Origin of the sequence: Pseudonocardia endophytica (assembly GCF_004339565.1) — a bacterium.
Taxonomy (GTDB): Bacteria; Actinomycetota; Actinomycetes; order Mycobacteriales; family Pseudonocardiaceae; genus Pseudonocardia; species Pseudonocardia endophytica.
In genome coordinates, this window is the sequence record NZ_SMFZ01000001.1 from 3187844 (window position 1) to 3211851 (window position 24008).

General features: G+C 74.3%; 23 protein-coding genes. 8 read left to right on the top strand and 15 right to left on the bottom strand.

Annotated features, from left to right (window positions below; translation table 11 throughout):
* Window positions 1-86: 86 nt before the first annotated feature.
* From EV378_RS36320 to EV378_RS14630, 5 genes are all read right to left on the bottom strand, one after another.
* A complete protein-coding gene (locus EV378_RS36320; protein ID WP_243653457.1) occupies window positions 87-335 on the bottom strand; it encodes an SDR family oxidoreductase in 249 nt (82 codons plus the stop codon).
* 237 nt (window positions 336-572) lie between these two features.
* A complete protein-coding gene (locus EV378_RS14615; RefSeq protein ID WP_132425304.1) occupies window positions 573-1073 on the bottom strand; it encodes a ribose-5-phosphate isomerase in 501 nt (166 codons plus the stop codon).
* Window positions 1070-2794: a dihydroxyacetone kinase family protein gene (locus tag EV378_RS14620; protein ID WP_132425307.1), complete on the bottom strand. Its 1725-nt coding sequence runs from the start codon at window positions 2792-2794 to the stop codon at window positions 1070-1072. Before EV378_RS14620 ends, EV378_RS14615 begins: the two co-directional genes overlap by 4 nt.
* 54 nt (window positions 2795-2848) lie before the next feature.
* The gene (locus tag EV378_RS14625; protein ID WP_132425310.1) at window positions 2849-4147 is read right to left on the bottom strand and encodes an MFS transporter; all 1299 of its coding nucleotides are present in this window, start codon (window positions 4145-4147) and stop codon (window positions 2849-2851) included.
* An 11-nt stretch (window positions 4148-4158) separates the two neighbouring features.
* The gene (locus tag EV378_RS14630; protein ID WP_279389629.1) at window positions 4159-5256 is read right to left on the bottom strand and encodes an alcohol dehydrogenase catalytic domain-containing protein; all 1098 of its coding nucleotides are present in this window, start codon (window positions 5254-5256) and stop codon (window positions 4159-4161) included.
* A 157-nt stretch (window positions 5257-5413) separates the two neighbouring features.
* Here EV378_RS14630 and EV378_RS14635 point away from each other — a divergent pair, with 157 nt between their 5' ends.
* On the top strand, window positions 5414-6388 hold the full coding sequence (locus EV378_RS14635) for a sugar-binding transcriptional regulator (RefSeq protein WP_132425313.1): 975 nt from the start codon (window positions 5414-5416) through the stop codon (window positions 6386-6388).
* Between the two features lie 102 nt (window positions 6389-6490).
* Here the strand turns inward: EV378_RS14635 and EV378_RS14640 are convergent, their stop codons facing one another.
* From EV378_RS14640 to EV378_RS14650, 3 genes are read right to left on the bottom strand one after another with little or no spacing between them, the layout of a single operon-like run.
* Entirely contained in the window at window positions 6491-7348 is an 858-nt protein-coding gene (locus tag EV378_RS14640; RefSeq protein WP_132425315.1) for a phosphoribosylaminoimidazolesuccinocarboxamide synthase, read from the bottom strand.
* Window positions 7345-8763, bottom strand: a complete 1419-nt coding sequence (purB, locus tag EV378_RS14645; RefSeq protein WP_132425319.1) for an adenylosuccinate lyase — start codon at window positions 8761-8763, stop codon at window positions 7345-7347. The genes EV378_RS14640 and purB overlap by 4 nt, the downstream gene beginning before the upstream one ends.
* 11 nt (window positions 8764-8774) lie before the next feature.
* On the bottom strand, window positions 8775-9347 hold the full coding sequence (locus EV378_RS14650; RefSeq protein WP_132425322.1) for a TetR/AcrR family transcriptional regulator: 573 nt from the start codon (window positions 9345-9347) through the stop codon (window positions 8775-8777).
* 115 nt (window positions 9348-9462) lie between these two features.
* Here EV378_RS14650 and EV378_RS14655 point away from each other — a divergent pair, with 115 nt between their 5' ends.
* Window positions 9463-10587: a threonine aldolase family protein gene (locus EV378_RS14655; RefSeq protein WP_243653458.1), complete on the top strand. Its 1125-nt coding sequence runs from the start codon at window positions 9463-9465 to the stop codon at window positions 10585-10587.
* Here EV378_RS14655 and EV378_RS14660 read toward each other — a convergent pair whose 3' ends face one another.
* The 3 genes from EV378_RS14660 to purD form a co-directional block, all read right to left on the bottom strand.
* Window positions 10588-11718, bottom strand: coding sequence for a pyridoxal phosphate-dependent aminotransferase (locus EV378_RS14660; protein ID WP_132427909.1), 1131 nt, complete (start codon window positions 11716-11718; stop codon window positions 10588-10590). It abuts the gene before it with no gap.
* A gap of 186 nt (window positions 11719-11904) precedes the next feature.
* Window positions 11905-12117, bottom strand: a complete 213-nt coding sequence (locus tag EV378_RS14665) for a hypothetical protein (protein WP_132425328.1) — start codon at window positions 12115-12117, stop codon at window positions 11905-11907.
* Between the two features lie 258 nt (window positions 12118-12375).
* Window positions 12376-13638: a phosphoribosylamine--glycine ligase gene (gene purD, locus EV378_RS14670; protein WP_132425331.1), complete on the bottom strand. Its 1263-nt coding sequence runs from the start codon at window positions 13636-13638 to the stop codon at window positions 12376-12378.
* 122 nt (window positions 13639-13760) lie between these two features.
* Between purD and EV378_RS14675 the strand changes: the two genes are divergently transcribed.
* Entirely contained in the window at window positions 13761-14867 is a 1107-nt protein-coding gene (locus tag EV378_RS14675; protein WP_132427911.1) for a glycerophosphodiester phosphodiesterase, read from the top strand.
* Here the strand turns inward: EV378_RS14675 and EV378_RS14680 are convergent.
* The 3 genes from EV378_RS14680 to arfB all read right to left on the bottom strand — a co-directional run bounded on the left by EV378_RS14680 (window position 14854) and on the right by arfB (window position 16875).
* The gene (locus EV378_RS14680) at window positions 14854-15786 is read right to left on the bottom strand and encodes an alpha/beta fold hydrolase (protein WP_132425334.1); all 933 of its coding nucleotides are present in this window, start codon (window positions 15784-15786) and stop codon (window positions 14854-14856) included. The genes EV378_RS14675 and EV378_RS14680 overlap by 14 nt on opposite strands.
* A gap of 7 nt (window positions 15787-15793) precedes the next feature.
* Entirely contained in the window at window positions 15794-16321 is a 528-nt protein-coding gene (locus tag EV378_RS14685; RefSeq protein WP_132425337.1) for a phage holin family protein, read from the bottom strand.
* Between the two features lie 122 nt (window positions 16322-16443).
* Window positions 16444-16875, bottom strand: a complete 432-nt coding sequence (gene arfB / locus EV378_RS14690) for an alternative ribosome rescue aminoacyl-tRNA hydrolase ArfB (RefSeq protein WP_243653459.1) — start codon at window positions 16873-16875, stop codon at window positions 16444-16446.
* A 503-nt stretch (window positions 16876-17378) separates the two neighbouring features.
* Here arfB and EV378_RS14695 point away from each other — a divergent pair.
* A complete protein-coding gene (locus EV378_RS14695; RefSeq protein WP_132425342.1) occupies window positions 17379-18134 on the top strand; it encodes a Fic family protein in 756 nt (251 codons plus the stop codon).
* Window positions 18135-18476: 342 nt separating this feature from the next.
* Here EV378_RS14695 and EV378_RS14700 read toward each other — a convergent pair whose 3' ends face one another.
* Complete coding sequence (locus EV378_RS14700; RefSeq protein WP_132425345.1) at window positions 18477-19304, bottom strand: HAD family hydrolase; 828 nt, start codon at window positions 19302-19304, stop codon at window positions 18477-18479.
* 412 nt (window positions 19305-19716) lie between these two features.
* On the opposite strand from EV378_RS14700, the gene ssd reads away from it, so the two are divergent.
* From ssd to EV378_RS14720, 4 genes are all read left to right on the top strand, one after another.
* Window positions 19717-20868 carry a septum site-determining protein Ssd gene (ssd, locus tag EV378_RS35860; protein ID WP_243653460.1) on the top strand — a complete coding sequence of 384 codons (1152 nt, stop codon included), beginning with the start codon at window positions 19717-19719 and terminating at the stop codon, window positions 20866-20868.
* Entirely contained in the window at window positions 20865-22025 is a 1161-nt protein-coding gene (locus EV378_RS35865; RefSeq protein ID WP_132425347.1) for a TadA family conjugal transfer-associated ATPase, read from the top strand. The genes ssd and EV378_RS35865 overlap by 4 nt, the downstream gene beginning before the upstream one ends.
* Window positions 22019-22834 carry a type II secretion system F family protein gene (locus EV378_RS14715; RefSeq protein ID WP_132425350.1) on the top strand — a complete coding sequence of 272 codons (816 nt, stop codon included), beginning with the start codon at window positions 22019-22021 and terminating at the stop codon, window positions 22832-22834. The genes EV378_RS35865 and EV378_RS14715 overlap by 7 nt, the downstream gene beginning before the upstream one ends.
* 409 nt (window positions 22835-23243) lie before the next feature.
* The gene (locus tag EV378_RS14720; protein WP_132425353.1) at window positions 23244-23963 is read left to right on the top strand and encodes a type II secretion system F family protein; all 720 of its coding nucleotides are present in this window, start codon (window positions 23244-23246) and stop codon (window positions 23961-23963) included.
* Window positions 23964-24008 lie beyond the last annotated feature (45 nt).

A 24008-nucleotide genomic window follows, 5' to 3' on the forward strand; every position in this document is an offset into this window, starting at 1 on the left:
GACCCATGAGGCCATACGGACGTGAACCGCTCGTGAGGCCGGGGAGTCGGTCGGGCGACGAACGGCGGCCGCGCCGGCGCCGCGGGTCAGCGCGCCGTGAAACCGCCGTCGACCCTCAGCTCCGCGTCGTTGACCATCGCGGCCTCCGGAGAGGCGAGGTAGACGACGGCCGCCGCGACCTCGGCCGGCTCGGCGAAGCGGCCCGCGGGGATCTCGGCCCGGTGCGCGTCGCCGGCCGGGTTGTCCCACGCGGTCCGTCCGAGCTCGGTGAGCACGACCGTCGGCGAGACCGCGTCGACCGTGACCCCCTGCGGCCCCCACTCGCCGGCCAGCACCCGGGTGAGGCCGTTGAGCCCGCGGCCTTCGACGCGCGGTAGGCGGCGTGCCGGTCGAGCCCGCTGCTCGCGGCCTGGGAGGCCAGGTTCACGATCCGGCCGTACCCCTGGCCGACCATCACCCGCCCGGCCGCCTTCGCCGTCAGCCACGATCCGGGCAGAGCGAGCGGGCGACCTCGGCACCGATGCCGGACGCCGCTCCGGTGACCAGGGCGACCGAACCGGTCAGGTCGAACATCAGCGGTCCGTCCCCGCGGTGCCCGCCCCGGCGAACCGGTCGTGCCCGTCGTAGCCCTCGATCGCGGCGACCTTGTCCGCGGAGGCACTCTGCGGGTCGAACCGGTAGCCCAGCCACTCGGAGGCCAGCCTGCGGGCGAGCTCGATCCCGATCACCCGCTGCCCCATGCACAGCACCTGCGCGTCGTTGGACATCACGGAGCGCTCGACGGAGAACGAGTCGTGCGCGGTGACGGCCCGGATGCCGGGCACCTTGTTCGCCGAGATCGCGACGCCGAGGCCGGTGCCGCAGACCAGCAGCGCCCGGTCCGCCTCGCCGTCGGCGACCTTGCGGGCCGCGGCGACGCCGATGTGCGGGTAGGCGGTGTGGCCGTCCTCCGCGACGCCGACGTCGATCACCTCGGCGACCCGGTCGTCGGCCTGCAGGTCGGCCTTCAGGGTTTCCTTGTAGTCGAAACCGGCGTCGTCGGCGCCCACGACGATTCGCAGCTTCCCGGTCACGCGTTCTCCTCCCCGGACGTCAGCACGGTCCCGACCGCGGTGAGGACCAGCGCCATCGACGTCGCCCCCGCGTCGGGTGTTCCCAGGCTCTTCTCGGCCAGCGGGCGTGCCCGGCCGATCCGCGGCCGCAGCTCGGCGGTCTCCCGCGCCCTGCCGGTGGCGATCCCCGCCGCCGCGGTCCAGCCTTCGGCGAGGTCAGCGCCGTCGCCGACCCGCCGCTCCAGCTCGTCGACGAACGGCAGCAGGGCGTCGAGGAGGGTCTTGTCCCCCGGCTCCGCGCCGCCGAGCAGCTGGATCGTCGCCGCGAACTCGCGCGCCCCCGCCGCGACCGTGCTCGCCGGGTAGCTGTCGGCGGTGTCGCCGAGGTGCCGCCCGAGCGACTCCAGCGCCGCGCCCCACAACACCCCGGACGTGCCGCCGGCACGCTCGGCCCAGGCCTGCCCGGCCTGCTGCAGCAGCCAGCCGCCGCCGACGTCGTCGCCGCACTCGGCGATCCGTGCGGTGGCGGCGGTGACGCCCTTGACCATGCCGCGGCCGTGGTCGCCGTCGCCCGCGACCGCGTCGATCCGGCCCAGCTCGTGCTCGTTCTCCCGGATCACCGACTCGACGGCGGCGAGCGCGGCGCGGACGGTCCCTGCCATGCGCCGCCCCGCCTCGCCGGCCACCGGTGCGGTCACGACGGCCTCGGCGTCGGCGAGCTCGTCGGCGGTCGGCTCGCGCAACGCGGCGACGGGTGCGCCCGCCTTGCGGTAGGCCGGGGTGTAGGCGTCGGCCCGCCAGAGCGCGTCGAGCTCGTCGTCGAGCCACATCAGGGTCAGCGAGCAGCCGCCCATGTCGAGGCTGGTCACGAGCTCACCCACCTCCGGCTCGACGAGCTCGCACCCGGCGTCGCGCAGACGCGGCGCGATGTGGCGCCAGAGCAGGAACAGCTCCTCGTACTTCGTGGTCCCGAGCCCGTTGAGGATCACCCCGACGTTCCGGCCGGCCCCGGCGGGCGTGTTCTTGAGCACGTCGTCGACGAGCAGCGCGGCCAGGTCCCGGGCCGGGAGCATCGGCACGTCGCGGATGCCGGGCTCGCCGTGGATGCCCAGCCCGAGACCGAGATGCCCCTCCGGCACGGAGAACAGCGGCTCCTCCTCGCCGGGCATCGTGCAGCCGGAGAACGCGACGCCGAGCGTGCGGGTCGCCGCGTTCGCCGCGTTGCCGAGCCGCTCGACCTCGTCGATGCCGAGGCCCTCTGCCGCGGCCGCGCCCATCACCTTGAACACCGTGAAGTCGCCCGCGATGCCGCGCCGCTCCTCCTCGGTGTCGGAGGAGGCGACGTCGTCGGTGACGACGACGATCCGGGTGTCGATCCCCTCGGCCCGCAGCCGCTCGGCCGCGATCCCGAAGTTGATGGTGTCGCCCGCGTAGTTGCCGAAGCTGAAGATCACGCCCCGGCCCTGGTTCGCGGCCTTGCCGACGGAGTAGGCCTGGGCCGCCGACGGCGAGGTGAAGATGTTGCCGACCACCGCACCGGTGGCGAGGCCGGGCCCGACCGTGCCGCAGAACGCCGGGTAGTGCCCGGACCCGCCGCCGATCACGACCGCGACCTGCGGCCGCTCCCCGCGGTGCGACACCACGCCGCCGTGCACCCCCCGGACACGGTCGGCGTAGAGGTCGAGGAAGCCGGCGAGCTGGTCGTCGGCGAAGTCGGCCGGGTCGTCGAAGATCCTGGTCATGTCCCCTCCTCGGGACGGGTCCGGGCGGACCGGCTCGCGGCCGCCCGTCGCGGGCTAGTGGGCGGCGGCGGCAGCGCGGAGCTGCGTCGCGTCCTCGGGGACGTTCAGGAACGAGACCATCACGAAGGCCGCCGCGTAGAGGACGACGAAGGCCCAGACGACGCCGGTGTTCCCGGTGCCGATTCCGAGCATCAGCGCGACGACGCCGGAGCCGAGGAACGCGGCGCCACCGGCGGCCGTCGTGTACATGGCCATCGCGGCACCCTTATGCTCCGGGGCGAGTGCGGGCATGATCGCGCCCATCGGGACGAACCCGGCGAGCAGGCAGCCGAACACGCAGCCTGCGACGACCGAGACCCAGAACCCCCAGGTGGAGCCGGCCGGGACGGCGTGCGGCACGTACCACCAGAGCAGCAGTCCGACGGCGGAGCCGAACACGCCGAACCACTGCACGGTGCGACGCCAGCCCCACTTGTCCCCCACGGCACCGAAGACGGCGTTGACCAGGATGTTCGTCGCGTAGACGAACACGGTCATGGTGAGCCAGCGGCTCTGCCCCCAGCCGAGATCGGTGGCGATGACCGTCGGCAGGATGATGAACATGCCGTACTGCGGCGCCGTGTTGATCAGCCGGACGAGGAAGCCCATGAGGATCTTCGGGTTGCGCGCGGTGAGCCGCAGGCCCGCCGTCATCACCTGACCGGTCGACTCGCCCGCCGGGGCCAGGCGCTTCGTCGCGTGCGGCTCGTGCACGCCGTACCGCGCGATCAGGAAGCCGGCGACGACCAGGACCGTCGAGCCGATCATGGCCGCGGTCTCGCCACCGGTCGCCCCGCCGAACGCCGGGATCATCCCCAGCGCGAACAGCGAGCCGAGCGTGGGCAGGCCACCGGTGAACATGACGTAGAACCAGCCGACCGCGACGCCGTTGCGCTCGTACGGCGTGACGACGTTGATCCAGACCAGGAACGCGAACGCGAACAGCGGGTAGCCGAAGCCGCGCAGGAAGTAGGTGGCCGCGACGAGCGGGAGGCTGCCGATCTGCAGGCTGAGCAGGAACAGCACCTCGAACACGACCCACACGACCATGCCGAGCGTCATCACCCGTCGCGGACCCCACAGGTCGGCCAGTGCGCCGGACAGATAGCTGGCGACCAGCACGGCGAGGCTGTATCCGGTGATCACCGTCGCGACGGTCGCCTCCGGCGAGCCGAGCACGGCCTCGATGTGCGGGGAGATGAAGTTGGACTCGGTCCCGTTGCCGGTCATGAAGACCAGCACGCCGAGGAAGCCCCAGCGCAGGGAGTGCGGGATGCCGATGCGGTCGAGGAAGGTCTCGTGCGGCGTCGTCATGTCCGGCCCCCTCACGCGTTCGGGAGGATCGAGACCTTGACCGACGCACCGGAGGTGTCGCCGACGAGGTCGAGGGCCTTCTGGAAGTCCGCGAGCGGCACCTGGTGGGTGCAGATGTCGGAGATCGGGAGCTTGCCGTCCTCCAACATCTTGATCGCGGCCGGCCAGCAGTGCGGGCCGAGGTGGGCGCCGCGGACGTCGAGCTCCTTGTCGTCGGAGATGATCGACCAGTCGACGGTGACCTCGGAGCCGAACACGGAGTACTCGACGTAGGTGCCGAGCTTGCGCAGCAGGTTCAGGCCCTGCGCGACGGCCGGGACGGCGCCGGAGCCCTCGAGGTAGACGTCGGCGCCGTAGCCGTCGGTCAGTTCCTTGACCCGGGCGACGGCGTCCTCGCGGCCGATGTTGATCGTCAGGTCGGCTCCGGTGCGGCGGCCCAGCTCGAGCTTGTGGTCGTCGAGGTCCAGCGCGATCAGCAGGCGTGGGTTCTTCGCCCGCGCGCCGGCGATCAGCCCGAGACCGATCGGACCGCACCCGGCGACGACCACCACGTCGTCGAAGGAGATGGTGGCCCGCTCCACGGCGTGCAGCGCGCAGGACAGGGGCTCGGCGAACGCGGCGTGCTGCGGCTCCAGGTCGGCGGAGACCGTGTGCACGCGTGCCCGGGTCGGTACCACCATGTACTGGGCCATCGCGCCGTCGAAGTTGCGGAAGCCGAACATGTCGTGCGGGCCGCACATCCAGTACTGGCCGCGCAGGCAGTAGCGGCACTGCTCGCACGGGACGATCTGCTCGCAGACGACCCGGTCACCGACCGAGACGCCGTGCAGCGCGAGACCCTCGGCGTCGCCGTCGACGACGCGCCCGACGAACTCGTGGCCGGGGGTGACACCGGTCTGGGCCCACGCCGGGCGGTTCTCGTCGCCCCAGAACTTCGCCGCGCCGTGGTAGCACTTCAGGTCGCTCGCGCAGACCCCCACGGCCTCGACCTGCATGAGCAGCTCACCGGCCCCCGGCTTCGGGACGTCCACCTCCTCCAGCCGGTAGTCCTCGGGGCCGTGCACGACCACGGCCTGCATCCGGGCGGGAATCGCTGTCTCGGCAGCCACGGCGGAACCTCCATCGGCGTCACGCTCACCTCGGCGTGAACGGATGTCCTGAGCATGCGTTCTGCTGTGAACATCCGTCAACACATCCGTTCTAATGTGAACAAACGTGCAGTACGATGGTGGGAGAGGATCCGGGGGTGGACGGAAGGAGGCGGTGATGGCGCCGCGGGACTTCACCCGCCGTGACCTGAGGCTGATGCATCGGGCGGCACGGCTGTACTATGTGGACGAACTGAACCAGGCCGCGATCGCGGAGCGTCTGACCGTCTCCCGGCCGACCGTGTCCCGGCTGCTCGCCGAGGCACGACGGGTCGGGATCGTGCGGATCTCGGTGCACGACCCGGACTCGCTCGGCACCGGCGGCGACGAGGCACTGCGGCTCGCGGAGGCGCTCGGCGTCGAGAAGGTGTGGGTCGCGCCGTTCGCCGCGACCGATCTCGGGCCTGCGCTGGCGGAACCGGTCGGCGAGGCGCTGCGCGACGCCGGCCTGCACTCCGGGGACGTGCTGCTGGTGTCGTCCGGACGGACCGTGTGGGAGCTGGGCCACGAGGCACTCCCCGCGGTGCCGGGTCTGCACATCGTGCCGACCGTCGGCGGGGTCTCCGAGCCGGAGGCGTGGCACCAGACGAACGAGATCACCCGCGCGGTCGCCGAGCGGATGCAGGGCCGCCCGAACTTCCTGTTCACGCAGGCCATGCCGTCCCCGGCGATGCGCCGCACCCTCGCAGAGGATCCGGAGTTCCAGCGGGTCACCGGGTTCTGGACCAACGCCGACGCCGCGCTGGTCGGCATCGGTGCCCCGCCCGCCGGGCGTGAGTCGATCTCGACGTCGGTCCCGCTGGACGACGAGGGACTGCGCGCCGCGGTCGGCGACGTCTGCCTGAACTTCTACCGCGCCGACGGCGGCCCGATCGACTTCCCGGGCAGCGACCGCATGGTGCGCATCGCCCCCGAGCAGCTGCGGAAGGTGCCGCGGACGATCGCCGCGGCCGCCGGGACGGAGAAGGTGCCGAGCATCGTCGTCGCCGCGCGGGCGGGTCTGTTCAACCGGCTCGTCACCGACGCCCCGACGGCCGCGGCGCTGCTCGACCGGCTCGACCCCGGCGCTCCTGGCGGGCACGCGCCGTCGTGACGGTCTGCCGCACACCTGCCGGGCGTGGCGCACCCCGCGCCGGCGTGTCGCACCCGTCGCGGACGGTGCGGCACGCCGGGCCGGGGTGCACCGGCTCCGCGGTCACCGCGCCGGGGAGATCCACTCCTGCCCGGTGATCCGGCGGTAGACCTCGGCGTAGCGGTCGTGCACGACCCGCACCACGTCGTCGGGGACCTCGGGGCCGGGGGCGGTGCGGTCCCAGTCCAGATGCGACGACCAGTCGCGCACGTACTGCTTGTCGAACGAGAACTGCGGGCGGCCGGGTTCGTACCGGTCGGCCGGCCAGAACCGCGACGAGTCGGGCGTCAGGACCTCGTCGCCGAGCACGATCTCGCCGCTCGCGTCGCGGCCGAACTCCAGCTTGGTGTCCGCGACGAGGATGCCGCCGTCCGCGGCCGACGACGCGCCGCGGCGGTAGACCTCCAGTGTCAGGGCCCGCAGCGTCTCCGCCGCGTCGCCGCCGACGAGTGCGACGACGTCGTCGAACGTCATGAACTCGTCGTGCTCGCCGACCGGTGCCTTGGTGGTCGGCGTGAAGATCGGCTCCGGGAGCTGCGAGCCGTCGACAAGGCCGTCCGGGAGCCGCACGCCGGAGACCGCCCCGTCCCGCTCGTACTCCTTGAGCCCGAGGCCCGTCAGGTAGCCGCGGGCGATGCACTCGACCGGCAGCATCTCCAGCGGGCGGCAGCGCACGGCGCGCCCGGCGAACTCGCCCGGGATCCGCTCGGTGCCGATGACATGGTTCGGCACGAGGTCCGCGGTGCGCTCGAACCAGTACAGCGACAGCGCCGTGAGGATCGCGCCCTTGTCCGGGATGGGCGTCGGCAGGATCACGTCGTAGATCGAGAGCCGGTCGGACGCGACGAGCAGCAGCTCGGCGGGGTCGCAGTCCTCGTCGAGGTACAGCTCGCGGACCTTGCCCGAGTGGATCAGCTTCACAGGATCGCTCCTGGGGCGTACTTGGCCGCGTCCTGGTTGCGGTCGGTGATCGTGGCGATCCGCTCGCACACGGCGGTGACCTGCGCGGACGCGGCGCCGGTGAACCGCATCGGGTCCTCCAGCAGGCCGTCAAGCGTGCCGGAGGGCAGGCCGAGACGGTCGTCGCCGGCCAGGCGCTGCAGCAGGTCGTTGTCGGCCTGGCCCCGCTCGCGCATGGCGAGCGCGACGCCGACGGCGTGCTCCTTGATCACCTCGTGCGCCGTCTCCCGCCCGACGCCCGCGCGCACGGCGGCCATCAGCACGGCCGTCGTCGCGAGGAACGGGAGGTAGCGGTCCAGCTCGCGGGCGATCACGGCCGGGTATGCGCCGAACTCGTCGAGCACGGTCAGCGCCGTCTCGTACAGCCCGTCGAGCGCGAAGAACGCGTCCGGCAGCGCGACCCGGCGCACCACCGAGCAGCTCACGTCGCCCTCGTTCCACTGTGCACCGGCCAGGTCGGCGGTCATCGTGGACAGTCCACGCAGGATCACCATCAGGCCGTTGATCCGCTCCGCGGAGCGGGCGTTCATCTTGTGCGGCATGGCGGACGAGCCGACCTGTCCGGGTGCGAAGCCCTCGGTGGCGAGCTCGGCGCCCGCCATCAGGCGGATCGTCGTGGCCAGCGACGACGGCGCCGCGGCCAGCTGCACGAGCGCGGTCACCACGTCGTGGTCGAGGGAGCGGGGGTAGACCTGTCCGACGCTGGTGAACACCTCCGAGAAGCCGAGGTGCTCCGCGACGCGCCGCTCCAGCCGGTCCAGCTTGTCCGCGTCACCGCCCAGCAGGTCGAGCATGTCCTGCGCGGTGCCCATCGGGCCCTTGATCCCGCGCAGCGGGTAGCGGGAGCGCAGGTCGTCGAGCCGGGCGTGCGCGACGAGCAGCTCGTCGGCGGCGCTCGCGAACCGCTTGCCCAGCGTCGTCGTCTGGGCGGCGACGTTGTGACTGCGCCCGGCCATCACCAGCTCCGCGTACTCGGCGGCGCGGCGGCCGAGGCGGGCCAGCAGCGCCACCGTGCGGTCGGCGACCAGCTCGAGCGAGAGCCGGATCTGCAGCTGCTCGACGTTCTCGGTGAGGTCGCGGCTGGTCATGCCCTTGTGCACGTGCTCGTGCCCGGCCAGCGCGTTGAACTCCTCGATGCGGGCCTTCACGTCGTGGCGGGTGACGCGCTCGCGCTCGGCGATGCTCGCGAGGTCGACCCGGTCCACGACGGCCTCGTAGTCGGCGATCGCCTGCTCCGGAACCTCGATGCCGAGATCCCGCTGGGCACGCAGGACCGCGATCCACAGCCGTCGCTCCAGCTCGATCTTGTACTCGGGCGACCAGAGGCGGACCAGCTCGGCGCTCGCGTAGCGGGCGGCCAGGACGTTGGGGATCACGTGGGAGAAGGTTACGTGCTCAGCGCGTCGGCCAGCGCGGCGCGGGCGATGGTCCGGGTGTCGGCGTCCGCCTCGATCAGTGCGGACACGACGGCGCCGTCGACGAGCGCGACGATCCGCCGCAGCGCGACCGGGTCCGGATGGTGGCCCGCGCGGGCGAGCGCCGTGGTCAGCAGCGCGTCCAGCTCGGCGCGCTGGGCGCGCATCAGCGGCGCCAGGTACGGCCGCCTGCCCGCCCCGACGAGGCGCTCGAAGTGCCGGAGCACGGCGTCCAGTCCGTCGGTGCGCGACGCGGGACCGAGCAGCATGTCCAGCACGATCTCGCGGGGGTCGTCGTCGGATCCGGCCGCGTCGAGGGTCGCCATGGCCTCGTCCAGCTCGGTGCGGCCCAGCACCTCGGCGGCGGCCGTGACGAGCTCGTCCAGCGACGCGTAGTAGTACGTCGTCGACGCCAGCGGCAACCCGGCCCGCTCCGCGACGGCGCGGTGCCGGACCGCCTCGAAACCGCCCTCGGCCAGGAGCCCCGCCGCCGCCTCGGCGAGCAGCCGTCGCCGCCGCTCCCCCTTCTCGGTCGGACGCGCCATCGCACCATCCTGCCGGGGTACGCCCGCCCGACCGCTCGTGGCCCGCTCACCGCATCCGTGACCCTTTCGTGACCCGAGTGTGTCGTCGACGACTCCGATGACGGATAGTGGTCGCGTGCGAGCGACCACACGCAACCGGAGGGCCACCCCGATCGACGAGCCGATCGACCTCCGCTCGGACACGGTCACCGCCCCGTCCGCCGCGATGCGCAAGGCCATGAGCACGGCCGAGGTCGCCGACGACGTGCTGGACCGCGACCCGACGATGCGCGAGCTCGAACGCCGCGTCGCCGGGATGCTCGGCGCCGCGGACGCGCTGTGGACGCCGACCGGGTCGATGGCCAACCTGATCGCCCTGATGAGCCACCTCGGCCGGGGCGAAGCGTTCCTCGCGCCGCAGGGCGCGCACGTCCTCGACTTCGAGCTGGGGACGGCGGCCTGGCTGGCCGGTGGGATGCCACGTCCGCTACCGCACGACGCCGGCCCGGGCAAGGTGTCGGCGACGGCCGTGCGCCGCGCCGCCGCCGTCGACGACTCGTACGCCACGCTCCGCCCGGCGCTGCTGTGCCTGGAGAACACCCACAACTCGGCGGGCGGCACGGTCGTCCCGCCGGAGGAGCACGCGTCGGTGGCCGCGGCCGCCCGCGCCGCGCGGCTGGCCGTGCACCTGGACGGTGCGCGGCTGTGGAACGCGGCGGTCGCGCTCGGCGTGCCGCCCGCGGCCTTGACGGTCGGCGCGGACACCGTGTCGGTCTGCCTGAGCAAGGGTCTCGGCGCGCCGGTCGGGTCCGTGGTGGCCGGGTCCGCGGAGTTCGTCGAGCAGGCGCGGCGGCTGCGCAAGATGCTGGGCGGCGGCGTGCGCCAGGGCGGGATCATGGCCGCGGCCGGCCTCGTCGCGCTGGACTCGATGGACCGGCTCGCCGAGGACCACGCGCTGGCCTCGACGTTGGCGGACGGCCTGCGCGAGCGGGGCTGGCGGGTGCGCGAGCCGCAGACCAACATCGTCCTCGTGGAGGTCGCCGACCTGGCCGGCACGATCGAGCACTTCGCCGAGGTGGGCGTACGGGCCGCCGGCATCGGCGGGAAGCTGCGGCTGATGACCCACCGCGACGTCACCGAGCGGCACGTCCGCACCGCGCTCGACCGGATCGGCGAGGTGGGCCCGGCCAGCACCGGTCCGGCCGGCCGGATCGGCGGCGTGGGACCGGCGGCGCCGCAGGAGCGACCCGCCGCCGGCTGATCAGCCGATCCAGCCCCGCAGCCGTCGCAACGCCTCCCGGACGTCGTCCTCGGCGCCGGCGCAGGAGAAGCGCACGAACCGGCCGCCGTCGACCGGGTCGAAGTCGGCGCCGGGCGCGACGGCGATCCCGATCTCGTCCAGCAGCCGGTAGACCAGGCCCATCGAGTCCTCACCCGGCTTCAGCAGGTGCCCGATGTCGGCGTAGACGTAGAACGCGCCGTCCGGCGGGGCGACCCTGTCGACGCCCAGCTCGCGCAGGCCCTCGACGAGCAGGTCCCGGTTGCGCCCGTAGCGCGGGACGTGACCGTCGGCCTCGGCCAGCGCCGCCTCGGTGAACGCGGCGAGCGCCGCGTGCTGCGGCAGCGCGGGCGGGCACACCGTGAAGTTGCCGGCGAGGCCCTCGACGGTGCGGCGCAGCCGCGGCGGGCAGACCAGCCACCCGAGCCGCCACCCGGTCATCGAGAAGTACTTAGAGAACGAGTTGACCAGGACCGCCTCGCGCGAGGACTCCCACGCGCACGCCGTCTGCGGGGCTCCGCCGTCACCGCCGAACGTGATGCCGTGGTAGATCTCGTCGCTGACCAGCTGCACGCCGGTGCGCTCGCACCAGGTCGCGATCCGGGCCAGCTCGTCGGGCGCGACGACGGTGCCGGTCGGGTTCGCCGGGCTGGCCAGGATCAGGCCGCGCACCGGCTCGTCGAGCGCCTCCAGCATCTCGACGGTCGGCTGGAACCGGGTCTCCGGCCCGCAGGGGAGCTCGACGACCTCGCATCCGAGCGCGGCGAGGATGTTGCGGTAGCAGGGGTAGCCGGGGCGGGCCAGCGCGACGCGGTCGCCCGCGTCGAACGCGGCGAGGAACGCGAGCAGGAAACCGCCGGACGACCCGGTCGTCACGACGACGTCCTCGCGCGCCACGTCCACGCGGTAGGTGCGGCCGTAGTGCGCGGCGATCGCGTCCCGCAGCTCGGCGTTCCCCGGGGCCACGGTGTAGCCGAGGACCTCGGTCTGCAGCGCCTCGACGGCCGCGGCGCGCACCGCCTCCGGCGCCGGGGTGGACGGCTGGCCGGCCGAGAGGTTGACCAGGTCGCCGTGCGTGCGCTGCCGTTCCGCGGCGGCGGCCCACACGTCCATCACGTGGAACGGGGCGACGGCGGCGCGGGCGGCGACGCCCAGTCTGCGCCCTTCCCGCCCCGCCGGCTCCGCCGACGTCCATCCGCCAGTGCTCTGTCCGGTCACGACCGTGAGGGTAGTTCCGGGTCGGGGGACCCCGGAGCCCCGGCGGTACGCACCGCCGGGGCCCGAGAACGTCGTGCGTGCCTACTCGGCGGCCTTCAGCCCGAGGTCGTCCAGCACCGCGCCGAGCTGGGCCTCGGTGTCCGCCACGGTCTGGTCGAGGTACTCGGCGACCGGGGTCAGCTCGGCCGCCTGGGCCGAGCCGGAGAAGGCCAGGACGGCCAGCGGAGCCGCGACGAGGCCGGCGACGACGGCCTTGCGACGGTTCCTGCGGGCCGGCTGGGGAGCGTTGGCCATGAGGTTCCTCCTGTGATCACGACACACCGGATGTGTGTCGGTGATCAGGACGATTCACTCCCGACCGGGAGCGAATCAACCGGGAACGAGTCGGTTAACAGGCTGTTTGCCTGTTTTGTACAGCACCATTCGGCGTAGTCACCGACGCCATGAGCATCAGCAGGTCAGCAACCGCTTACCTCGAGACGGCCGGAACGGGGCGGGGTGACCGACCGGTAACCCCGGCGACACACGACGCGTGCCGCGCCGTGGCGCGGCTCACCCCGACGGAATCGCGATCTCGCCGCGCTCCGCGCGCAGCCCGATGTCGGTGCGGTGGTGCGAGCCGGCCAGGTGGATCGGCGCCAGGCGGGCGTACGCCTCGGCCCGCGCCGCGGCGAGATCGGGCCCGGTGCCGACCACCGACAGGACGCGACCGCCGCTGGAGACGACGGCGCCGTCGTCGCGCCGCCGGGTGCCCGCGTGCAGGACGCCGTCGGAGTCCGCCCCGGTGATCACGTCACCGAGGTGCGGCGTCGCCGGGTACCCGTCGGCGGCGACCACCACCGCCACCGCGGATCCCGGCGCCCACTCCGGCGCAGGCTGCTCGGCGAGCGTGCCGGTCGCCGTGGCGTGCAGCAGGCGGGACAGCGGGCTGCGCAGCAGCGCGAGGACGGCCTGGGTCTCCGGGTCGCCGAACCGGCAGTTGAACTCGATCACGGCAGGGCCCTGCGAGGTGAGCGCAATCCCGGCGTAGAGCAGCCCGGAGAACGGGGCGCCGCGCCGGTCGAGCTCCTCGGCGACCGGCCGGACGACGCTCGCCACGAGCTCGTCCGCGAGATCCGGGCCGGCCCACGGCAGCGGCGCGTAGGCACCCATCCCGCCGGTGTTCGGGCCGGTGTCGTCGTCACCGACGCGCTTGAAGTCCTGCGCCGGCAGCAGCGGGACGACGGTCGTGCCGTCGACCAGGCAGAACAGCGACGCCTCCGGGCCGTCCAGGAAGGACTCCAGCAACGCCGGGTGCCCGGAGTCGAGCAGGTGCAGCGCGTGCGCCCTGGCGACCTCGAGATCGTCGGAGACGACGACGCCCTTGCCGGCCGCGAGCCCGTCGTCCTTGACGACGTAGGGCGGGGAGAACACGCCGAGCGCGGTCTCCAGGTGGGCCGGGTTGTCCACCATCACCGAGGACGCGGTCGCCACCCCGGCCGAGCTCATCACGCTCTTCGCGAACGCCTTCGAGCCCTCGATCCGGGCCGCGGCGGCACTCGGGCCGAAGCACGCGATGCCGGCCTCGCGCACCGCGTCCGCGGCGCCGTTGACCAGGGGGACCTCCGGGCCGATCACGACCAGGTCGGCCTGCCACCGACCGGCGAGAGCGACCAGCGCGTCGTTGTCGCTCACGTCGAGACCGAGCTGCTCGGCGACGGCGGCGGTCCCCGCGTTGCCCGGGGCACAGGCCAGAGCCGTCACCTCCGGGTCCTGCGCCAGCGACACCGCGATGGCGTGCTCACGCGCGCCGTTTCCGACCACCAGGACTCGCACGACCGACGAGCGTAGATCCCGGTCGTCCGGGCCGCCGCACCGGCATCTCCAGTTCACCCGCCGTCCTGTACCCGGTCGCTCTGGCGTGTCACGGTGCGTCCGTGACCCTCTCCTCCCTGCGTATCGGGCGTCGTTCGCTGCTGACCGCGACCGGCTCGGCCGCCGTCCTCGGCACGCTCGCGGCGGGTGCCGCCGTCAGCCACGGCGTCCGGCCGGTGGCCGACTCCGCGCCCGACCGGCCACTCGTCGTCGGGCACCGGGGTGCGTCCGGCTACCGCCCCGAGCACACGCTCGCCTCCTACGAGCTGGCCGCCCGGATGGGCGCGGACTACATGGAGACCGACCTGGTGTCCACGAAGGACGGCGAGCTCGTCTGCAGGCACGAGCCGGAGATCGGCGGCACGACCGACGTCGCGAAGCACCCCGAGTTCGCCTCCCGCAGGACCGCCAAGACGATCGACGGCACCCGCTACGAGGGCTGGTTCACCGACGACTTCACGCTCGCCGAGCTGCGTACGCTGCGCGCCGTCGAGCGCATCCCGCAGACGCGGCCGCACAACCGGATCTACGACGGCCGGTTTCCGATTCCGACGTTCGGCGAGCTGATCGAGCTGAAGGCGCGGCTGTCCGAGGAGCTCGGCCGCGACATCGGGATCTACCCCGAGATCAAGCACAGCACGTGGTTCACCGGGCGCGGTCTGGCGATGGAGCAGAAGGTCGTCGACGCACTCGACGCCGCGCGGCTGAACCGGCCGGGCGCGACGGTGTTCGTACAGTCGTTCGAGACCGGGAACCTGCGCGCGCTGCGGTCGTCGCTGAAGGTGCCGCTGGTCCAGCTCACGGACGCGACCGGGGCGCCGGCCGACCTCGTCGCCGCCGGGGACGAGCGGACGTGGGCGGACCTGACGACCGCCGCGGGCCTGAAGGAGATCGCGACCTACGCCGACGCCGTCGGGCCGAACAAGGACCAGGTGATCGCCCGCAACCCGGACGGCTCGCTCGGCGCGGTCACCCCGCTCGTCGCGAACGCGCACGCGGCCGGGCTGCTGGTGCACCCCTACACGTTCCGCAACGAGAACGAGTTCCTGCCGACGAACCTGCGCTCGCCCGGCACGCCGGCGGACTACGGCGACATCTTCGCCGAGTACACGGCGTTCCTCGACGCGGGCGTGGACGGTGTGTTCTCCGACAACGCGGACACGGCGCTGCTGGCCGTCACCGCGCGATGAGGAACGCTCCGATCAGCCCGGACGTCTCCTCCGGGCGCTCCTGGTGCGGGAAGTGCCCGACGCCGGGCAGCGCGTGGTGCGTGAACTCGCCCGCCGCCCGGCCGCGGCAGGCGCGCATCGTTCGGTCCAGCACGCACGGGTCGTCGGCGCCGTGCACCTGCAGCACCGGCACGTGCGTCGGCGCCGAGACGGCCTTGGCGAAGCGTGCGCCGTCCGTGCGGAACTGGGAGCGGACGGCCCACCGGTAGTACTCCAGCGAGCAGTGCGCGACGGTCGAGATCTGCATGGCGCGGCGGTTGTGCCGGGCGGCGTCGGCGAAGTCGGGCGTGCTCGTCCAGTCCGGGCCGGACCAGGCTCGCATGATCTTCTCGACGCGCGCGCCGTCGTCCCGGCGCAGGGAGCGCTCCGGGGCGCGCGGCACCTGGAAGCCCAGCATGTAGCGGCTGGCCCGGCCCTGACCGGCCGGGTCGAGCAGCAGGCGGTCGCGCATGGTCACGGGGTGCGGCGCACCGAGCGTGGTCAGCGACCGGACCAGGCGCGGGTGCAGGGCGGCGACACTCCACGCGATCGCCGCACCCCAGTCGTGCCCGACGAGGTGGGCCCGCGGCTCGCCCAGCGCCCGGATCAGGCCGGCGCAGTCACCGGCCAGCGTCCACAGGTCGTAGCCGCGCGGCGTCTTGTCCGTGTCGCCGTAGCCGCGCAGGTCCGGCGCGACGACACGGAACCCCGCGTCCCCGAGCGCCGTGATCTGGTGGCGCCAGGTCCACCAGAACTCCGGGAACCCGTGCAGCAGCACGACCAGCGGGCCGCTGCCGTACTCCGCGACGTGGATCCGGATGCCGTTGGCCGACACCGAGCGGTGCGTCCACGGGCCGGGCAGCCGGACGGTGGCCGGGTCCGGCGGGTGGCGCTCGCCCACCGAAGCGTCAGCTGCCGGCGGGCCGTCCGGTCGAGGCCCCCGCGTTCACGGTGAGCTCGCGCGGCCGGTCCTCGTCGGACTTGCCGATCTGGGAGAACACCTGCGCGGACGCCTTCAACGAGTCGACCGTCTTCTCCGGCTTGCGGATCTTGCGAACCCGCAGGTAGCCGAGGAGGCCGAACAGGCCCGCGGCCAGCAGCATGATCAGGAACGTGATGCCGAACGCCGCCCAGCGCTGCAGCCACACGGCGAGCAGCTCGGCGATGAAGAAGAAGAGGTAGAACAGGCTGAACAGGCCGATCGCGGCGGCGACCACGAAGAAGATGCTGCCCTGCACGCCCTTCTTGACCTCGGCGGTGACCTCGGCCTTGGCCAGCTCCACCTCGGCGCGCACGAGCGACGAGAGGTGCGTGGTCACGTCCTTGGCGAGCGATCCGATGGACTGCTCGCGCGGACCGGGCTCCGGGGAGAGCGGGATCGAGGGCAGGACGGGCGGGACGTCTCCGTTACCGGAGTTGCTGGTCGAGCTGGCCACCGTCTTCCCTCCAGAACCACAGGTCTGTTCGCGAGGGTCCTTCCGACGAGGACCCCGATCACTGGGGCGTCATCGTGCCATGAGGCCCCGTGCCCCGCTCGGCTGCGCCACGCCCGTTCGGGTCACTCGTCCGGCCGACCGCGCAGACGCTTGATCGCACCCCGGCGCGTCTTGGCGTCCAGTCGCCGTCGTCGTGAGCCCGCGGTCGGCCGCGTCGGGCGGCGCGGCGGAGGACCGGCGGCGGTCGCCTCGGCCAGCAGGCCGGCCAACCGCTCGCGGGCGGCCTCGCGGTTGCGCAGCTGACTGCGGTGCTCCGAGGCGACGACGGTCAGCACGCCGCCGACCAGCCGGTGCGCGAGCCGTTCCAGCGCACGCGTCCGCAGTCCCTCCGGCACGCTCGGCGAGCCGGCCAGGTCGAACGACAGCTCGACCCGCGAGTCGGTGGTGTTCACGCCCTGCCCGCCGGGACCGGAGGCGCGTGAGAAGCGCCACCGCAGCTCGGACTCCGGAACGACGACGCCGCGTCGCACCCGGATCCCGTCGCCGTCCGCCACACGGTCACCCTCCCCCACCGGCGCCTCCGACACACGCGTGTTCCCGGAGCGCCACGACATCGGCGACACGGGACGGGCGCGTCCCGGGTGCCACAGGGCCGGGTGGCGCGGGACGCCCGCCCTCGACGCACCGGGAGTCGCACGGACCGGGCGGCGCGGGACGGGTGCCCCGGCATACCGGGCACCGCACAGACCGGGTGGCGCGGGACGGGTGCCCCGGCGTACCGGGCACCGCACGGGCCGGGCGGCGCGACGCTCGCCTTCCCGGACCCCGCCCTCCACGCACGGTCGATCCGCCCGGTGATCGACGGTTGTGGCGTGGGTGGTTCGCCGAGCGACCGCTCAGCTCCTCATCCGCGGATCGACGGTTGAGGCGCCCGGGGCGCGCGGGACGGGCGCCTCGGCGTACCGGGTGCCGCACGGGTCGGCGCGCCCCGACACCCCCGTCGGCCACACGGGCCGGGCGGCGCGGCACCACGACGCCGCGGTGCGACGATTCCCGTGTGCCACCCACCGCCACCGATCCGCTGGCCCCGCTCGTCGACCTCCCCGGTGTCGCCGACGCCGTGGCGAGGGCGCGGGACGCGGTGACAGGAGTCCACAACCACCCGGTGAACCGCCGCGGCTGGCCCGCGACCTCGGCCGAGGCGGCCCTGCGGGCGGCACGCGCGTCCGCGGCGCTGGACGGGGCGCCGCTGGAACCGGTGCGCGCCGACCACGTCGAGGACCCGGTGCTCGCCGGCGCCGTCCGCGTCGCCGACGAGCGCGACCGGCTGCTCGACGTCTGGCGCACGGCCCCGATGCAGGGGCTGGCCCGGCTGCACATGCTCGCCGCGGCCGACCTCGTCCCGGTCGAGGACCACTCCCGCGTGCTCGGCCGCCCGCAGGGCGACGCCGAGGTGTCCGGGCGGCTGTCGCTCCTGGCCGGGTTCATCACCGGTGGGACGTCGGTGCCGGCACCGGTACTCGTCGCCGTTGTGCACGGAGAGTTACTGGGGTTGCAGCCGTTCGGCACCGCCAACGGCGTCGTGGCCCGTGCGGCGGCGCGGCTGACGGCGATGTCGTCCGGCCTGGACCCGCGGGGGCTCGCGGTGCCGGAGGTCGGGCACCTGCGGCGCTCCGGCGACTACCGCGCGGCGGTCGAGGGGTTCGCGTCCGGCACCCCGGACGGCCTGGCGGCATGGATCCTGCACTGCTGCGCGCAGTGGGAGGCCGGTGGCCGCGAGGGCACGTCGATCGCGGAGGCGCAGGCAGGCTGACCCGCCCCTGACACGAGTCGGGCGGCGCTCCCCTGGAGGAGCGCCGCCCAACCTGCGCGACAACCGGGATCCTGGCGTGCACTACGTGTCGTGTCGGCGGCCTCGGCGTCCGGCGTCCCGGTACGCAGGCCCACGACGACATGCCTCCCGCGGCGTGCTCGGCGTGGAAGTGCCCGGCTCTCGTGCACGGAGCCCGGACGGGGGAGACGGGTACTTCTCTGCCGTACCGCCTCTGGCCTGACCGAGGTCCGTGGGGACATTCCTAGCCGTGTGCGACGCGCGCGGCAAGGGTCCGGATCCGGTGCACCGGTTCAGGCACCGGCCGTGACCGGGGTCACCCGATCATCCGCCGCCGCGACCCGCACGCCGCAGCCGGGCGGAGTACCAGCCGGCGCCGGTGAGGACGAGTGCGGCGCAGGCACCGGCCACGCCGAGCACGGACCGTGAGCGCAGGCGCGACCGCAGCGGGACCGGATGCGCGAACGTCCGCACCGGCCAGTCGCGTTCGCGCGCGACCCGCCGGAGCTCCTTGTCCGGGTTCACGACGACCGGGTGCCCGACGGCCTCGAGCAGCGGCAGGTCGGTGATCGAGTCGGTGTACGCGTGGCAGTCGGCCAGGTCGTAGCCGTGCTCGTCGGCGAGCCGCCGGGCGGCGTTCGCCTTCTCCTCGCCGTAGCAGTAGAACTCGATCTCGCCCGCGTACCGGCCGTGCCGGATCGCCATCCGGGTCGCGACGGCCCGGTCGGCGCCGACCAGCGCCGCGATCGGTTCGACGACCTCCTGGCCGGATGCCGAGAGCACGACGACGTCCTCCCCCGCGGCGCGGTGCCGCGCGATCAGCTCGGTGGCTTCGGCGTAGACCATCGGCCGGACGATCTCGTCCAGCGTCTCGCCGACGATCGCCCGGACCTGATCGACCTCCCAGCCCTCGCACAGCGCCGTCAGACGGCGCCGCAACGACTCCATCGTCTGCGCGTCCGCACCGGACAGGACGAGCAGCAGCTGGGCGTAGGCGCCGCGGAGCATCGTCCGCCTGCTGATCAGTCCCTCGCGCCGGAACGGTCTCGAGAACGCCAGCGCACTGGACCCGGCGATGATCGTCTTGTCCAGATCGAGAAACGCGGCCGTGCGCGGCACGGGACCGGCTGCGGGGACAGGATCGGCGGGCACGGCGCCGCAGCCTGCCAGACCGGTCTTCGCAGGTCGGCAGCGCGGTCGCGGTGGCGCACGGCACTCGCGCGATCAGCCGCGACGATCGCGGTGCCCCGCTCCGACGGAGTAGCGATACTGGGCCGGTCGGAGCAGACCCGCGTCGGGGTATGGGCGTGACGGGTCAGTTACAGCTACAGTTGTCGATAGCTCGGACGCGTTCCGAGCGGTTCAGCTCGACCCCCCGGAGCTGAACCAACCGACGGCCCCCGCCAATCCCCCCTGGCGGGGGCCGTCCTGGTTCCCGGGCGCGGTTCAGGGGTCCCCCGGTCTCATCATCCCGCCGGTGGGCGACGGATTCCGGTGCTCAGGGCCGCCCCTCCGGTCGTCTGTCCACAACCCTGCGGATCCGTCCACAGGCGCCCGGTTCGTCGTGGCGGGCGGCTCCGGCGACCGCACGCTGGAGGTCGGCTCGCAACCGGCGGGCGGTGTGGAGGGGACGACGATGGACCAGCGCTGCCTGATCATGGCCGACGAGCCGGAGCTGCTGGACGCGGTGCTGCGGCTGGCCGCCGCCGCGTGCGTCGAGGTGCAGCGGGCCGCCGACCCCGCCGACGCGCGGCGGTGGTGGGCGGGCGCCCCCATGGTGCTGCTCGAGGGCGAGGCCGCCCGGCGGTGCGCCGCAGCGGGTCTGCCCCGCCGCGACGGCGTGGTGCTGGTCGCGCGGGGCGAGCCACCGGGATGGGTGTGGCAGGCCGCCGTGACGGTCGGGGCGACCGAGGTGGTCACGCTGCCGGAGGCGGAGGCCTGGCTGGTCGCGGCGCTGGCCGACTCGACCGACCGGTCCGGGTCCGGGCGGCCCGGCGCGGTCGTCGCGATCGTGGGCGCGCGCGGCGGTGCGGGCGCGTCGACGCTCGCAGCGGCGACGGCCGTGGCGGCAGCCCGCAGCGGCACCGGCACCCTGCTGGTCGACTGCGACCCGCTCGGCGGCGGGCTCGACCTGCTGCTCGGCGTCGAGCAGGAGCCCGGCCTGCGGTGGCCGGAGCTGACCGTCGCCGACGGGCGGGTGCGCGCGGGGGCGTTGCACGACGCGCTGCCCCACGCCGTCGTCGGCGGGCCGGACGGGCGCGGGCTCGCCGTGCTGTCCTGCGCCCGCTCGGCCCACGGTCCCGAACGGACGGCCGTGGCAGCCGTGCTGGAGGCCGGGCGGCGCGTCGGGGACACGGTCGTCTGCGACCTCCCCCGCTACCCGACCGAAGCGGCACTCGCCGCGCTCGGCGGCGCCGATCTCGTCGTGCTCGTGGTGCCTGCCGACGTCCGCTCGTGCGCCGCGGGTGGTCGGGTCGCACAGATCCTCGCCGAGCACACGGCGGGCGTCGAGGTGGTCGTGCGCGGTCCCTCGCCCGGAGGCATCACGGCGACCGAGGCCGCGCGGGCGGTGGGGCTGCCGCTGCTCACCGACATGCGGCCGGACGGCGGCCTCGGGCACGACACGGAGCGCGGCCGCCCGCCGGGAACGGGCCGCGGACCGCTCGGCGCCGCCGCCGTCGTCGTGCTGGACCGGCTGGCCGGGGCCCGGCCGTGAACCCGCTGGTCGAACGGGTCCGTGCCCGGCTGGCCGACGGGGGCGGCGAGACCGGACCCGCGGCCGTCGCGGCGGCCGTGCGCGCCGAGGCCGGGGGTGTCGCCTCGGATCTCGACGTGCTTGCCGCGCTCCAGACGCTGCGCCAGGAGTTCGTCGGGGCGGGTCCGCTGGACGCGTTGCTCCGCGACCCACGCACCACCGACGTGCTCGTCACCGCCCCGGACGCGGTCTGGACCGACCGCGGGCGCGGGCTCGAGCGCAGCGCCGTCACGTTCCAGGACGAGGCGGCCGTCCGGAGGCTGGCCCAGCGGCTCGCGCTGTCCGCGGGCCGTCGGCTGGACGACGCGAGCCCCTACGTCGACGGCTGGCTCGCCGACTCCGGGGTGCGCCTGCACGCCGTCCTCCCTCCGGTGTGCGCGGACGGGACGTCGATCTCACTGCGGGTGCTCCGGCCGGCGGCGCACGACCTCACGGAGCTGCGACGACGAGGAACGCTCGACGCGACCGCGGAGGCGTGGTTGCGAGCGGTCGTCGACGCGCGGCTGGCCGTTCTCGTGTCCGGGGGAACCGGGTCGGGGAAGACAACGCTCCTGAACGCACTGCTGGGCGCGGTCGACCCGGTCGAGCGGCTCGTCACCGTCGAGGACGCCGAGGAGCTGCGACCGGACCACCCGCACGTCGTGCGCCTGGTGGCCCGCCCGCCGAACATCGAGGGCGCCGGTGGGGTGCCGCTGCGTGACCTGGTGCGCCAGGCCCTGCGGATGCGGCCGGACCGGCTCGTCGTCGGCGAGGTCCGCGGAGCGGAGGTCTGCGATCTCCTGGCCGCCCTGAACACCGGTCACGACGGCGGCGCGTGCACCGTCCACGCGAACTCGGTGCGCGAGATCCCGGCCCGGATGCAGGCGCTGGCCGGGCTCGGCGGGATGGCCCCGGCGACCCTGCAGAGCCAGCTCGCGGCCGCCGTCCAGGTGGTGCTCCACATGTCCCGCGGCCGGGACGGTCGGCGCGCGCTGGACGCCGTCGGGGTCGTGCACCGCGACGCGGGCGACGGTGCCGTGCGGGTGTCCCCCGCCTGGGTCCGCGGCGAGGGCGTCGGACCGGGCCGTTCCGCCCTGGACGCGCTCGTCCGCGAGCGCGGCGTGGTGCCGTCGTGGTGACGGCGGCGGCCCTGTGCGCGCTGGCCGGGGCGGTGCTCTGCCTACCGCGTTCACCCGGGAGCGGCCGGCTGCGGCACGTCGCGCCGCTGACCGCCACGGGGCGTCGCGGTGGTGACCGGCTCCGGCGGTACGGCCCGGGCGCGCTCGCCCTCGCGTGCGGAGTTGTCGGCGCAGCGGCACTCGGTCCGGTGGGTGGCGTGATCGCCGCCGTCGGCGTGGTCGGCGTGCGGCGGGTCCGCCGACGGCTGGCCGCGGACCGGCGGACGACGTCGGCGACGACCGAACTCGCCGACGCGCTCGCCCGGATCTCCGACGAGCTGCGCTCCGGCGCGCATCCGGCCGCCGCACTGGCCGGGGTCGTGCACGACGGCCCGCTCGCCCGCCGGTTGCTCGCCCCCGCCGACGCGGCGGCACGTCTCGGGGAACCGGTGCCGGACGCCCTGCGGCGCGGCGCCCGCAGCGGCACTGCCGCCGCCGAGACGGAGCGCGTCGCCGCGGCGTGGGAGCTGGCCGACCGCTACGGCGCTCCCCTCGCCGACCTGTTGAGCGGTGTCCTGGACGACGTCCGCTGGCGCCTCGGGCACGCCTCCCGTGTCCGCGCACAACTGGCCGGGCCCCGCTCGACCGCCACGGTGCTGACCGCGCTGCCGCTGCTCGGCGTCGGTCTCGGCCAGATGATGGGGACCGACCCGCTGGCCGTACTCCGTGACGGCCTGCTGGGTCAGGGCCTCCTCCTGCTGGGGTGCGGGCTCACCGCCGCGGGGATGGCCTGGTCGGACCGGATCCTGCGCTCGGCGGTACCGACATGACACCCGTGCACGCGCGACCTTCGTCGAGATGTCACCAGTGGTTGATCCACAGACCCGGCGACGACCATGAGTGCGATCTCGACGGGACCGGCCACGCGAGGCGCGTGCGGGCTACCGATCCGAGCCACGTACTTCGCCGACACCCCGCTCGAGGGGAGCGAACTCCGGCCACGCCGCACCGGTGGCTGCCTCGCCCCGCCGTCGATCCTCACAACGCCCGTCTCAACCGGATTGGTCCCGTGGGCGATCGGCGGCCGGGCACACAGGAGTGGCTCGCGCCCGCCCCGGAACCCGCGCATGCCGGGCAACCCCGGTCGAGATGTCACCAGTGGTTGATCCACACCCGCGCGAACAACCATGAGCGCCATCTCGACCGGATCCGCCGCAGCGGCGAGCACGCGGTGTCGCCGTGAGCACCTCGGCGGCGCTCCTCGCTGCGGCCGGAGCACTCGTCGTCGCCGACGCGCGCACGGGCCCGGCACGGATCCGGGCGCTGGATCCCGATCGGTCGGCGGCCGGTGCCACCACCGTCTCGCCCGCGGTACGGATCGCGATCGTCGCGGCCGCGGCGGGCGGGCTTCTCTGGGCCGTGATCGGAGGTCTCGGTGGCGCGGTCACCGCGGTGCTGACCGCCGTCGCCGTCGCGATCGCCGCGCGGCGGTTGTCCGGCCGGTCGGTCGCACGGACCGGCGCCGGCGATCTCGCCGCCGCGTGGGACCTGCTCGCCGTCTGTCTCAGGGCGGGACTGGCCGTACCGGTCGCCGTCGAGGCGGCCGCCGCACGCCTGCCCGGCGGATCGGGCGAGGCGCTGCGCCGGACAGCCGGTCTGCTGGCACTCGGAGCCGGTGCCGATGAGGCATGGGCCGGTCCGGCCGCGCTGCCCGAGATGGCCACGTTCGGCCGGGCCGCCGCGCGCTCCGCCGCCACCGGGGCCGCGCTCGGCCGCACCGCCGCGGCGGAGGCGGTACGGCTCCGCGCCGAACTGGCCGATCTCGCCGAAGCCCGTGCCCAGCGGGCCGCAGTGCGGATCACCGCCCCACTCGGCCTCTGCTTCCTCCCCGCCTTCCTGGTCCTCGGCATCGCGCCGGTCGTGATCGGGCTCGCCGGCGAGGTGTTCTCCCGGTGGTGACCACCGGGTCCGTCCCGGGGCGATCGCCCCTCCCTGTTCGAGGAG